Below are 11,942 nucleotides of genomic sequence, written 5' to 3' on the forward strand. Positions count from 1 at the left end.
TGACCACGTCCACTCCCTTGGGCGGGACGAAGGCGAAGCGGGCGGCGGGTAGCGGGGGGTTCTGCTGCGGCGCGCTGAAGCTGACCTTGGTGTGGTTGCCGAAGCTGTCGGTCAGTTCCATTTCCACCAGCATATTGGCCCTGAAGCCCATGCGGATGGCGCTGAAGCTGTTGTCGGCCTGCTTGGGGCTGGCGGACAGCCATTCCACTTCGCCGGTCTTGCCGGCTTCCTTCAACTGGTAGTTCTGTTCGATGGCGTTGCTGCCGGCCAGCAGCGCCGCGGGGCTGGAGCCCAGCGCCGCGCCTTGCGCCTTGCGGGTGACTTGCGCCAGGTCTTTGTCGTAAACCCACAGTGTCTTGCCGTCGCCGATGATCAATTGTTCATAGGGCTTGCTGTATTCCCAGCGGAATTTGCCGGGGCGGGCGATTTCCAGCCGGCCGCTGGCTTCCTCGCGCTTGTTCTTGTTGCTGACCACTTGCTTGAAGTCGGCGCTCAGGGTTTTGTTGCCGGCGACGAAGGCCTTTAGCTGGGCTACGGCGGCGGCGTTGGCGGCGGCCGGCAGCGCCAGGGCGGCGAGGATGAGTGTGGCGGAGATCGGTTTCATCTTCATGCGGGGAAATCCTTGCGGTGGGCGGCTCGGGCCGCGTGACCAAGATGGGACCGCCGGCGCGGCGCGGGGTTTCCTCGCGCGGGCCGGCGGCCTTGCTGGTTTGTTAGCGATTATTGCGGGGCGGCGTTTTCCACGGCCGCGGCTTCGTCGCCGGCCGCCGGAGGCTGGTTGAGGGCGTGCAAGGCCAGGCCCAGCGATTTCAGCCATTCCGGTTTGTCCAGGCGTTCCAGGTCCAGGATGTCCGCCTCGGCGGGCTGGAAGGCGAACACGGGCTTGCCCAGATTGCTGTAGCGGATGTCGGCGTGGGCCTGGCCGCGGAAGCGCGGGCTGTCGAAGCGTATGGTCTGGCGGATGGCCAGCAGGTCGCCGCCGCGGCTGACGTACAGATCGCTGACGGTGCTGCTGTTCAGCGGATTGGCGTCGGAGGCCTTGATCAGGCTGTCTATCAACTGCAGCAGGCTTTCGCTGCCCAGCGGACCGGGTTTGATCTGCGGCTTGCGCGCGGCCTCCTGGCGCGCCACCTGGATCAGGCCGGCGATGATGTGAGAAGCCAGCTGGTTTTCCTGGGCGCGGCTCATGGCGATGCGCAGCCGGTAGCGCGCGCCCAGTTCCGCCGCGCGCGGGTCCAGCGGTTGGAAGCTAAACGCCTGTTTGTCCACTTTGGCGTAGGCTTCGTCCAGCAGTTTAGGCATGGCCTGGTACATGGCCTGGAGCGGGAAGTTGTCGGCCACGCGTTGCGGCAGCCGCACGCGCAGGAACTTGCCCTCGTAGGCTTGCATTTCCGGTACAAACAGGTAGGCGGCGGAGGGGTCCACCAGCAAGGACAGGTCCTTGGCGTGGAATTGCAGCGGCAGTTGCACGCTGGTCAGCAGGTTGCGGCGCTCCAGGCGCAGCGCCGGAATCAGTTCCAGCTTGCCGCCCGGCACGTCCAACGCGGCCTTGACGTTGAGGCGCATGCTGCGGGCGATTTGATCGGCGGCGGAGGCGGCGGCCTGTTCCAGCTGGCCGCCGTCTTCCTTGACCTTGTCGACGTCGGCGACGTTCAGTTCGTCGAAGCCGATGTCGGCGTCGATGTTGTAGCCCTTGCTGTTCCAGTTTTGCAGCATGATCTTGCGGACGGCCTGGTCGGCGCTCTTGTTGGCGAGCGGCGAGACGCAGCCGGTCAGCAGCGCGATGCCGCACAGCGCGGCGCATAGTCCCGATTTTTTCAGACGCATGGTGTTTCCTTGAGCGAGATTCTGCGCCGGGCGGGTGGGGGCGGTCCGGCGCGAGCCGGACAGTTTAACGCATCCGGCATCGCCTATGTCATGCGAGGGGCGGGGCGGCCCCGGCGGCGGGCGTCAACTGAATTTATTGGTGATGGGGTAGCGCCAGTCCTTGCCGAAGCCGCGGTGGGTGACGCGCGGGCCCACCGGCGCCTGGCGGCGTTTGTACTCGTTGATCTTCAGCAGCCGGACCACGCGGCGCACGTCGGCCTCGGCGTAGCCTTCGGCGATGATGGCGTCGGCGGACAGGTTTTCCTCCACGTAGCGCGCCATGATGGCGTCCAGCACTTCATAGGGAGGCAGGCTGTCCTGGTCGGTCTGGTCCGGGCGCAATTCCGCCGACGGCGGCCGGGTGATGATGCGCTCCGGGATGATCTCGCCTTGCAGGTTGCGCCAGCGGCACAGTTCGAACACCAGGGTCTTGGCCACGTCCTTGAGCACGGCGAAACCGCCGGCCATGTCACCGTACAGGGTGCAGTAGCCGGTGGTCATTTCCGATTTGTTGCCGGTGGTGAGCACCAGTTTGCCGCTCTTGTTGGACAGCGCCATCAGCAGGGTGCCGCGGATGCGGGCCTGCAGGTTTTCCTCGGTGGTGTCCTCGGCCAGGCCGGCGAAGCTGGGCGCCAGCGCCTGAACGAAGCTTTCGTACATCGGCCAGATTTCGATTTCGTCGTACTTCACGCCCAGGCGGTTCACCATGTCGCGGGAATCGGTCACCGAGATGTCCGCGGTGTAGCGCGAGGGCATCATCACTGCGTGCACCTTGTCCGCGCCCAGCGCGTCCACCGCCACCGCCAGCGTCAGCGCGGAGTCTATGCCGCCGGAGAGGCCCAGCAGCGCGCCGGGGAAGCCGTTTTTGCCGATGTAGTCGCGCACGCCGGTCACCAGGGTGCGGTAGACGCTTTCCAGCGGGCCGGGCAGCGCCGCCTTGGCGCCGGGCAGCAGATCGCCGTCGAAGTCGACGATCAGCAGTTCGTCGTCGTAGGCGGCGGCCTGGGCCACCACCTCGCCGGCGCGGTTGACGGCGAAGGAGGCGCCGTCGAACACCAGTTCGTCCTGGCCGCCGGTGAGGTTGACGTAGGCGAAGGGCAGGCCGGTTTCCTCGGCGCGGAAGCGCACCACGTCATGGCGGGTTTCAATCTTGTTGCGATGGAAGGGCGAGGCATTGAGCACCACCACCACGTCCGCGCCGGCGTCCGCGGCCTCGGCGGCCGGGTCCACCGACCAGACGTCCTCGCAGATCAGCACGCCCACCTTGGCGTCGCCCTGCTGGAACACCAGGGGCGCCGCGCCGGGGGTGAAATAGCGGCACTCGTCGAACACTTCGTCGTTGGGCAACAGCATTTTGTGATACTGGCCCAGGCGGTTGCCGTCGCGCAACACGGTGGCGGCGTTGAAACGCTCCGCGCCCATCCGGGCCGGGTGTCCCACCACCAGGGTGATGCCGTCCAGTTCCAGCAACTCGTCCAGCGCCTGGCTGCAGGCGCGGTAGAAGCTGTCGCGCAGCAGCAGGTCTTCCGGGCTGTAGCCGGTCAAGGCCAGCTCCGGCGTGACCAGCACGTCCGCGCCCTGGGCGATGGCGGCGTGGGCGAGGTCGAGGATTTTGCGGGTGTTGCCGGCGATATCGCCGACAACGGGGTTGAACTGGGCGAGCGCGATACGCATCTTGATAGGGAACCGAATGTTTCGAGATAGATGGAATTTTACCTGATAGACGGCGCAAACGCCCGAGAGGAATCATGGTGTCGCTGCAATTGCATGAGGGAGTGGGGGCCTGGAGCGCGGAACAATGGGCGGGACTGGGGGAGGGCGGCAATCTGTTCATGGGACGCCCGTGGCTGGAAGCGCTGGAGCGGGCCGCTTGCGTGGGCGAGGCCAGCGGCTGGCAGCCCTTGCCGTTGGGTCTGGAACGGGACGGCCGCTTGCAGGCGCTGGCGCCGGCCTATTTGAAGCGGCATCCGCGCGGCGAATACGTGTTCGACTGGGCCTGGGCCGAAGCCTATGCGCGCGCCGGGCTGCAATACTATCCCAAGCTGGTGGTGGCGTCGCCGTTCAGCCCGGTGGGCGGCCGCCGGCTGCTGGGCGACGCGGCGGTCTGGCCGCAACTGATCGCCGGCCTGGAGCAGGTCGTGAACGAGCACGGCCTGTCCTCGGCCCACGTGCTGTTTCCCACGCGGGAGGAGGCGCAAGCCCTGAGCGAGGCTGGCTGGCTGCTGCGCGAGGGCGTGCAGTTCCACTGGCGCAACCGCGCTTACGCGGATTTCGACGCCTTGCTGGCGACGCTGAGCCGCGACAAGCGCAAGAAAATCCGTCAGGAGCGGCGCAAGGTGGCGGAGGCGGGCGTCAATGTGCGGACTCTGCGCGGAGAGGCCATCCGTTCCGAGGACTGGGCGTTTTTCTACCGCTGCTACCGCCAGACTTATCTGGAGCATCGCTCCGCGCCCTATTTGAACCCGGCTTTCTTCGCGCTGTTGGCGGAGCGGCTGGGTTCGCATTGCCTGATGTTCGTCGCCGAGCGGGACGGCGCGCCGCTAGCGGCCAGCCTGTGTCTGGAGCAGGGCGGCGTGCTGTACGGGCGCTACTGGGGCGCGCTGGTCGATATTCCCTGCCTGCATTTCGAATTGTGCTACTACCAGGGCCTGGAATACGCGATCGAGGCCGGCCTGCAATGTTTCGAAGGCGGCGCTCAGGGCGAGCACAAACTGGCGCGCGGTTTCGAGCCGGAGCGGACGTGGTCCGCCCATTACATCGCCGACCCGCGTTTCCGCGCGGCGATCGCCGGCTGGCTGCGGCGTGAACGGGAAGGGGTGGGCGAGTATGTCGACGCCCTTTTTTCTCATTCCGCTTACAAAACACTTGCGCCGGATGAATAGGGCTTATATACTGCGCAGCCTCTGTGAACGAAACGCCAAGCGCCTTGTTTCACGGGGATTCTGGAGAGGTGGATGAGTGGTTTAAGTCGCACGCCTGGAAAGCGTGTTTAGGGTAATACCCTAACGGGGGTTCGAATCCCCCCCTCTCCGCCAGAATCGACAAAAACTGCCCTGGCGGTTTTTTTATTGCTCCGGTCCAGCCGGCGCAAACAAGCAAGACACCTCCGGAGAGGTGGATGAGTGGTTTAAGTCGCACGCCTGGAAAGCGTGTTTAGGGTAATACCCTAACGGGGGTTCGAATCCCCCCCTCTCCGCCAAAGTAAGCAAAAAGCCCTGACTATTTCAGTCAGGGCTTTTTGCGTTCGGCGTTTCTTAATCCAGTGCCTGGAAGTCATCGGTGCGCTCCGCCCAGGCGAAGATGGCGCTCAGTTCCGGCGGCGGCGCGGTCAGCTTGCGCAGCGTCAGATCTATCCAGGAACCGCTGACCTCGTGGCGCGCGGCCAGGCGGCCGTCCTCCTTGTAGATTTCGTGACGGATACAGAAGCGCTTGCCGTCCTGGCTCAGTCCGGCGATGGCCAGGCGCACGTGGATGCGTTCGCTCAGCCGCAGTTCCTTGAAATACTCGGTCCACTCCTTGAAAATGACCGGGCCAAACCCCAGCGCCTGAAATTGTTCAAAGCCGAAGCCCTGGCCGCGCAGCCATTCGATGCGGGCATGGGTGCAGAAATCGGCGTAGGCGGTATGGCGGACGTGCTGGTTGGCGTCGCAGTCGGACCAGCGCACTTCCAGCGGATGGCAAAACGGTTCCAAACCAATCTCCTCGAGCGGCAGCGGTTAGCGTGAAGGCGGGGCGGTTCATGATCTTGGCATTGCCCGCGCGCGGGGGTCAAGCGCTTTGCCGCACTCCATTTCCGCTAAAGTGGCGGCGTAGGAGGCTGGCGGTTCCCGGTGCGGCGGAAGATGGACGCCGTCCTGCGGCGTCATACGGTTTCAGGATGATTCGATCGACGGGCTCGCGGTTTTCATGCGCGGCTTCGCCGAAAAGGAAAGGCCGCGGCGCTGATGAGGGTGTCTTGGCTGGAGAAACTGTCGATATTAAGCGTGGCCGCGCGCGTGGCCAGGAAACAGTACGTTGGCATCGGGTGATTGTTGGCGCGCGGCGCTTGTCACTTGTCGGGCCGTGTCGTTGCGGGAGGGAGAATACAGATGCAAGCGTGGTTTCGACGAATCTTGTGCGCGGCCCTGCTGACCGTGGCGGCGCAAGCGGCCGCATCGGCTTCATCTTTGCTCATTGCCGTGGAGGATGACTGGCCCCCGTATTCGGAGCGCGGCGCCGACGGCTCCGCGCAGGGGCTAGCGCCGCAACTGGCGCGGGAGGCTTTCCGTCGCCAGGGCGTTTTGGTCAGTTTCGTACTGGTGCCGTTTGCGCGTTGTTTGATGTTGGCGCGGGTGGGCCGCGTTGCCGCTTGTCTCAGCGCCACCATCACCGACGACAATCGCGGGCAGTTCTGGTGGCATCCCACGCCGATGTTTACCGAGGAGCTGGCCATCTTCTCGCTTGCCGCGGCTGACGCCGGGCTGAGCCTGCGGGATTTGGCCGGACGAAGGGTGGGGATCACCCAGGGCTACACCTATCCCAGTGTTTTTATGCGCGATGCCAAAATCATCAAATCCGTGGCGCACTCGGATGACGATCTGATTCGCATGCTCTTGGCCCGACGCGTGGATTATATCTTGATGAACGCGCGGCCCGGACAGTTGCGCATACGCGGCAATCCCGCAGCCGCGGGCCGCGTCCGCAAGGCGGGGAGCATCAGCCAGGATGGCTTTTGGCTGGCTTTTTCCAAGGCGCGGCCCAAGGGCAGGGAGAACGCGGCGAAGTTCGAGGCAGGCCTGAGCGCAATGCGTCGGGACGGCAGCTATGAGCGTCTATTGGAAGCCTTCCAGCCTCTGCCTTAGAACCGGTTCACGATCTGCTGCGCGTCGGCGATACGGCGTTGAAAACAAGCTCGAAATGCTCATGTACCGTATGACCACTCCGCTTTTTCAGCCGTTTTCGCCTTGTCTCGCGAGATCGTAAACACGTTCTTAGCGATGGCGACAGTTGGCGGCGCGGCTGGAAACCGCCAAAACGGCGAGTCGCGTCCGTCATTATGGATTTGATTCGCATTCACAACTTTTTACACCGTTTTCCCGTGAATTTACCCGCAATTTACAAAAACGGCTGTTTTCAAAAAAAACCCTTCATAACAGGCTGTTCTAATGGGAGGCGGTTTAAAGCCGTTTCCAAACAGGACTGCCGCGCCCCTGGTTCAGAGCAGTCCGCTTGACCCCGACAAGGTTTCCGCTTGCGCCTGGATTGGCCCGCCCATTCTGAATACCCGCTCATATGGAGAAATAATAATGCGCTATTCGCCGCGACAGCTATTGTCGCTTGCTCTGCTATTGTCCTCGCCCGTTTGGCTGGCCGCCTGCGGCTCGCCGCAGCAACAGGCCGCCGCCGTGCCGCAAGTCACCGTGGAAACCGCCGCGCCCGGCGACGTGCCCATGACCATGGAACTGGTGGGCGAAACCGCCGGTTACCGCGATATCGAGGTGAGAGCCCGCGTGGGCGGCATTCTGCTCAAACGCACCTATGTGGAAGGCCAGCCGGTGAAGCAGGGCCAGATGCTGTTCCAGATCGATCCCGCTCCGTACCAAGCGCAGCTGGGGCAGGCCAGGGGCGCGCAGGCGGTGCAGCTGGCCGCGCTGCAAAAAGCCGAAGCCGACCTGGAGCGCATCCGTCCGCTGTACCAGGAACAGGCGGTTTCCAAAATGGACTACGACAACGCGGTGGCGGCGCTGAACTCCGCCAAGGCGGCCAAACAATCCGCCGACGCCAAGGTCAAGGAAGCCCAGCTTAATCTGGATTACACCCGCGTCGCCGCGCCGATTCCGGGCCTGACCAGCAAGCAGGTGCAATCCGAAGGCAGCCTGATCCGCGTGGACGCCGCCGAGCCGCTGACCACCATTTCCCAGCTCAATCCCATCTACGTCAATTTCTCCATCTCCGAACAAGACAGCCTCAATTACGAACACAGCCTGTCCACCGGCCAGGTCAGCGCTCAGGATCAGACCAGCCACCCGGTGCGCATCCGCCTGGCGGACGGCAGGGTCTACGCGCAAAGCGGCAAGCTGGATTTCCGCGACAACCGCGTGGATCCCAAGACCGGCACCATCAGCGCGCGGGCGCAATTTCCCAATGAGGACGAACGTCTGTTGCCGGGCCAGTTCGTGCGCGTGCTGTTGGACCTGGGCGTGCGCAAGAACGTGTTGACCGTGCCGGAGCAGGCTGTGGTTCAGGCTCAGGCCGACAATCAACTGATGGTGGTGGACGCGGACAACAAGGTACAGGCCAAGATGGTCAAGCTGGGCGCTCAGGTGGGTGGCCGGGTGGTGATCGAATCCGGCCTCAAGGCCGGCGAGCGGGTGATTGTCGATGGTCTGATGCAAGCCCGTCCCGGCACGGTGGTCAAGCCGGTGACCGCCGCGCCGGCCAAGGCGTGAGGAGCGGCTTATGTTCTCGCGTTTCTTCATAAATCGCCCCATTTTCGCCAGCGTGTTGTCCATCATCATCGTGCTGGCCGGCCTGGCGGCGATGCGCGCGCTGCCGGTGGAGCAGTACCCGCAGATCGTTCCGGCCGTGGTGTCGGTGTCGGCCAATTACCCGGGCGCCACGCCGGAAACCATCGCCCAAACCGTGGCCGCGCCGCTTGAGCAGCAGCTCAACGGCGTGGAAAACATGCTTTACATGCAATCCAGCGCCGCCTCCAACGGCCAGCTCAGCCTCAATGTCTATTTCGCCGTGGGGACCGATCCGGACCAGGCCACCATCGACGTCAACAACCGGGTGCAGGCGGCGATGAAGCAACTGCCGGACGAGGTGCAGCGCCAAGGCGTCACCGTGCGCAAGAAGTCCACCTCGGTGCTCAGCGTGATCTCCATTGGTTCGCCCACCGGGCAGTACGACCGCAACTACCTGTCCAATTTCGCCCTGCTCAACGTGATGGACGAGCTCAAGCGCATTCCCGGCGTGGGCGATGTGGCGATGATGGGCGGCACGGATTACGCGATGCGGTTGTGGCTGCGGCCGGACCGCATGGCCCAGCTGGGCCTGACCCCGTCCGACGTGGCCAAGGCGGTGCGCGAGCAGAACGCTCAGTTCGCCGCCGGCAAGATCGGCGCTCAGCCCACCAGCGAGCCCATCAGCTTCACCTACACCGTCAACGCCAAGGGCCGGCTCAGCGAACCCAAGGAGTTTGAGAACATCATCGTGCGTTCGATGCCGGACGGCTCCAAGATCCGCGTCAAGGATGTGGCGCGGGTGGAAATGGGCGGCAACGATTACGATGTGATCGGCACCCGCAACGGCAAGCCCAGCGTCGGGATCACCACCTATCTGCAGCCCAGCGCCAACGCGCTCAAGGTCTCCGCCGCCATCGCCGCCAAGATGGAGGAACTCAAGGGCCGCTTCCCGGCCGGAGTGGACTACACCATCCCCTTCGACACCACCAAGTTCGTTAAGGTCTCCATTCACGGCGTGGTGGAAACCCTGTTTGAAGCCACGGTGCTGGTGTTTCTGGTGGTTTATTTGTTCCTGCAGAATTTCCGCGCCACGCTGATTCCCTGCATCGCGGTGCCGGTGTCGCTGATCGGCACCTTCGCCGGCATGCTGCTATTGGGTTTTTCCATCAATCTGTTGACCCTGTTCGGCATGGTGCTGGCCATTGGCATCGTGGTGGACGATGCCATCGTGGTGCTGGAAAACGTCGAACGCATCATGAGCGAGCGGCGTTGCAGCGCCAAGGAGGCCGCGGTGCTGGCGATGGGAGAGGTGTCCGGCGCCTTGGTGGCCATCGTGCTGGTCTTGTGCGCGGTCTTCTTGCCGGTGGCCTTCATGGGCGGCATGACCGGCGTGATGTACAAGCAGTTCGCCGTCACCATCGCCATGTCGGTGATCATCTCCGGCATTGTCGCGCTGACGCTGACCCCGGCGCTGTGCGCCTTGTTGCTCAAGCCCGGCCATCATCAGCCGCCGCGCTTTTTCCAGTGGTTCAACCGCGCTTTCGAGCGCCTGACCGGCCGCTACGTCTTGGGCGTGCTGTTTCTCAATCGCCGCGTCGGCGTCGCTTTCGGCCTGATCGCCGTCATTCTGGCGGCCACGGTCGGCTTGTACCAGAAAGTGCCCGGCTCGTTGGTGCCCAATGAGGACATGGGCTCGCTGTTCGCCAGCACCGCCTTGCCGGACGCGGCCGCGCTGACCCGCACCGCCAAGGCCACGGCGGAATTCGACCGGCTGATGATGGCCAATCCCAATGTGGAAAGCGTCACCACTTTCACCGGTTTCGACATCCTGTCCGGCTCCAAGCAGACCAACCGCGGCACCAGCTTCGTCACCCTAAAAGATTGGGACCAACGCAAGGCCAAGGGCGAGGACTCCTTCTCCGTGTCCGCCGAGTTCAACCGCTTGGGCCGCACCGTGCAGACCGGCGTGATGAGCGCTTTCAACCCGGCGCCCATCATCGGCATGTCCACTACCGGCGGCCTGGAGGCCTATCTGCAGGACCGAGGCGACCAGGGCGCGCAAAAGCTCAGCCAGGCGGCGGAGAAACTGCTGGCCGCGGCGCGGCAGCGGCCGGAGTTCGCCAGCGTAGCCACTACTTTCCGCGCCAACGTGCCGCAGAAATACCTGGACCTGGACCGCGAAAAGACCAAGGCGCTGGGCGTGGACATCAACCAGGTGTTCGACACCCTGCAAGCCACCTTCGGGCAGCTCTACGTCAACGACTTCAACAAGTTCGGCCGCACTTACAAAGTGCAGTTGCAGTCCGAGGCGGATTTCCGCGCGCGGCCGGAGGACATCGCCAACATCTATGTGCGCTCCAACGAGGGCGTGATGGTGCCGCTGTCCAGCCTGGTGGAGGTCAAATCCAGCTATGGGCCGGAACTGGTGGACCGCTTCAACATCTTCAATGCCGCCAAGATCCTGGCCCAGCCCGCGCCCGGCGTCAGTTCCGGCCAGGCCATCCAGGCGCTGGAAGAAGTGACCCGGCAAGTCTTGGGCAACGACTACGCGCTGGCCTGGAGCGGCAGCGCCTATCAGGAAAAACTGGCCGGCGGCACCGCCACCATGGCCTTCCTGTTCGGCATCCTGATGGTGTTCCTGATTCTGGCCGCGCAGTATGAACGCTGGAGCCTGCCGTTGGCGGTGGTGACCTCGGTGCCCTTCGCCTTGTTCGGCGCCTTGCTCGCCGCCGTCATCGGCCATCAGGACAACAACGTCTACTTCCAGATCGGCGTGGTCACGCTGGTGGGCCTGGCCGCCAAGAACGCCATCCTGATCGTGGAGTTCGCGGTGCAGCAGCGCCAGCAGGGCTTGCCGTTGATGGACGCCGCGCTGGAAGCGGCGCGGCTGCGTTTCCGCCCCATTGTGATGACCTCGATGGCCTTCATCCTGGGTTGCGTGCCGCTGGTGATTTCCAGCGGCGCCGGCTCCGCCAGCCGCCGCGCGCTGGGCACCCCGGTGGTGGGCGGCATGCTGGCCGCTACTTTCATCGCCACATTCTTTGTGCCGCTGTTTTTCCGGCTGATCATGCAGGCGTCGGAGCGGCGCAAAAAGCCGGCTGCGGCGGAGGAGACCGACCATGCTTAAACGCGCCCTGATTCCCTCATTGGCGGCGCTGGCGCTGACCGCTTGCGCGGTCGGCCCCGACTACAGCCGCCCCAAACTGGAGCTGCCGGACAGCGCCCAGGCCCAGAACCCGGCCATCGCCATGGACTGGTGGACGCAGTTCAACGATCCGGTGCTGGACCAGCTGATCGCAGAGGCCCTGGAACATAACCAGGACCTGGCCGTCGCCGCCGCCCGCGTAGATGAAGCCGCGGCCCAGGCCGGCATCGCCCGCGCCCAGTTGCTGCCGGCGCTGAACGCCAACGCCGGCTATCAGCGCGGCCGCGCCTCGACCGCGACAAGCACACCGGGCGCGCCGCTGGTCAGCGACGTGCGCAACGCCAACCTCACCGCGTCCTGGGAACTGGACCTGTGGGGCAAGCTGCGCCGCGGCAACGAGGCGGCGCGCGCCGACTTCGCCGCCAGCCGCTTCGCCCGCGACAGTTCGAAGCTGGCGATCGCCGCGCAAACCGCGCAGACCTATT

General features: G+C 64.4%; 9 protein-coding genes and 2 tRNA genes. 7 read left to right on the forward strand and 4 right to left on the reverse strand.

Annotation, left to right across the window (positions count from 1 at the left end; genetic code table 11):
- From lolA to HA052_RS25975, 3 genes are all read right to left on the reverse strand, one after another.
- Positions 1-610, reverse strand: a 610-nt coding sequence (lolA, locus tag HA052_RS25965) for an outer membrane lipoprotein periplasmic chaperone LolA (RefSeq protein ID WP_240937583.1), incomplete at its 3' end; no start/stop codon positions are given.
- 110 nt (positions 611-720) lie between these two features.
- Positions 721-1,827, reverse strand: coding sequence for a hypothetical protein (locus HA052_RS25970; protein WP_166454259.1), 1,107 nt, complete (start codon positions 1,825-1,827; stop codon positions 721-723).
- Between the two features lie 123 nt (positions 1,828-1,950).
- Positions 1,951-3,540 carry an NAD+ synthase gene (locus HA052_RS25975; RefSeq protein ID WP_166454260.1) on the reverse strand — a complete coding sequence of 530 codons (1,590 nt, stop codon included), beginning with the start codon at positions 3,538-3,540 and terminating at the stop codon, positions 1,951-1,953.
- 74 nt (positions 3,541-3,614) lie between these two features.
- Between HA052_RS25975 and HA052_RS25980 the strand changes: the two genes are divergently transcribed.
- From HA052_RS25980 to HA052_RS25990, 3 genes are all read left to right on the forward strand, one after another.
- Positions 3,615-4,748, forward strand: coding sequence for a GNAT family N-acetyltransferase (locus tag HA052_RS25980; RefSeq protein ID WP_166454261.1), 1,134 nt, complete (start codon positions 3,615-3,617; stop codon positions 4,746-4,748).
- 62 nt (positions 4,749-4,810) lie between these two features.
- Positions 4,811-4,901 (forward strand) — tRNA-Ser (locus HA052_RS25985).
- 73 nt (positions 4,902-4,974) lie between these two features.
- A tRNA-Ser gene (locus tag HA052_RS25990) sits at positions 4,975-5,065 on the forward strand.
- 55 nt (positions 5,066-5,120) lie between these two features.
- Here HA052_RS25990 and HA052_RS25995 read toward each other — a convergent pair.
- Entirely contained in the window at positions 5,121-5,558 is a 438-nt protein-coding gene (locus HA052_RS25995) for an acyl-CoA thioesterase (protein WP_166454262.1), read from the reverse strand.
- A gap of 396 nt (positions 5,559-5,954) precedes the next feature.
- Here HA052_RS25995 and HA052_RS26000 point away from each other — a divergent pair, with 396 nt between their 5' ends.
- From HA052_RS26000 to HA052_RS26015, 4 genes are all read left to right on the forward strand, one after another.
- A complete protein-coding gene (locus HA052_RS26000) occupies positions 5,955-6,707 on the forward strand; it encodes a substrate-binding periplasmic protein (protein ID WP_081550929.1) in 753 nt (250 codons plus the stop codon).
- Between the two features lie 444 nt (positions 6,708-7,151).
- Positions 7,152-8,294: an efflux RND transporter periplasmic adaptor subunit gene (locus HA052_RS26005; protein WP_166454263.1), complete on the forward strand. Its 1,143-nt coding sequence runs from the start codon at positions 7,152-7,154 to the stop codon at positions 8,292-8,294.
- Between the two features lie 10 nt (positions 8,295-8,304).
- Positions 8,305-11,439: an efflux RND transporter permease subunit gene (locus HA052_RS26010; protein WP_166454264.1), complete on the forward strand. Its 3,135-nt coding sequence runs from the start codon at positions 8,305-8,307 to the stop codon at positions 11,437-11,439.
- A partial coding sequence (locus HA052_RS26015) for a TolC family protein (RefSeq protein ID WP_166454265.1) occupies positions 11,432-11,942 on the forward strand: 511 nt, incomplete at its 3' end. The genes HA052_RS26010 and HA052_RS26015, both read left to right, overlap by 8 nt.

The sequence above is a fragment of the Chromobacterium fluminis genome (assembly GCF_011602385.1).
Taxonomy (GTDB): Bacteria; Pseudomonadota; Gammaproteobacteria; order Burkholderiales; family Chromobacteriaceae; genus Chromobacterium; species Chromobacterium fluminis.

Bases quoted from the DNA above. Each gene is read 5' to 3' on its own strand.
- HA052_RS25980 (WP_166454261.1), top strand. From the start codon at position 3,615: ATGGTGTCGCTGCAATTGCATGAGGGAGTGGGGGCCTGGAGCGCGGAA.
- HA052_RS25970 (WP_166454259.1), bottom strand. From the start codon at position 1,827: ATGCGTCTGAAAAAATCGGGACTATGCGCCGCGCTGTGCGGCATCGCG.
- HA052_RS25975 (WP_166454260.1), bottom strand. From the start codon at position 3,540: ATGCGTATCGCGCTCGCCCAGTTCAACCCCGTTGTCGGCGATATCGCC.
- HA052_RS26005 (WP_166454263.1), top strand. From the start codon at position 7,152: ATGCGCTATTCGCCGCGACAGCTATTGTCGCTTGCTCTGCTATTGTCC.
- HA052_RS26010 (WP_166454264.1), top strand. From the start codon at position 8,305: ATGTTCTCGCGTTTCTTCATAAATCGCCCCATTTTCGCCAGCGTGTTG.
- HA052_RS26000 (WP_081550929.1), top strand. From the start codon at position 5,955: ATGCAAGCGTGGTTTCGACGAATCTTGTGCGCGGCCCTGCTGACCGTG.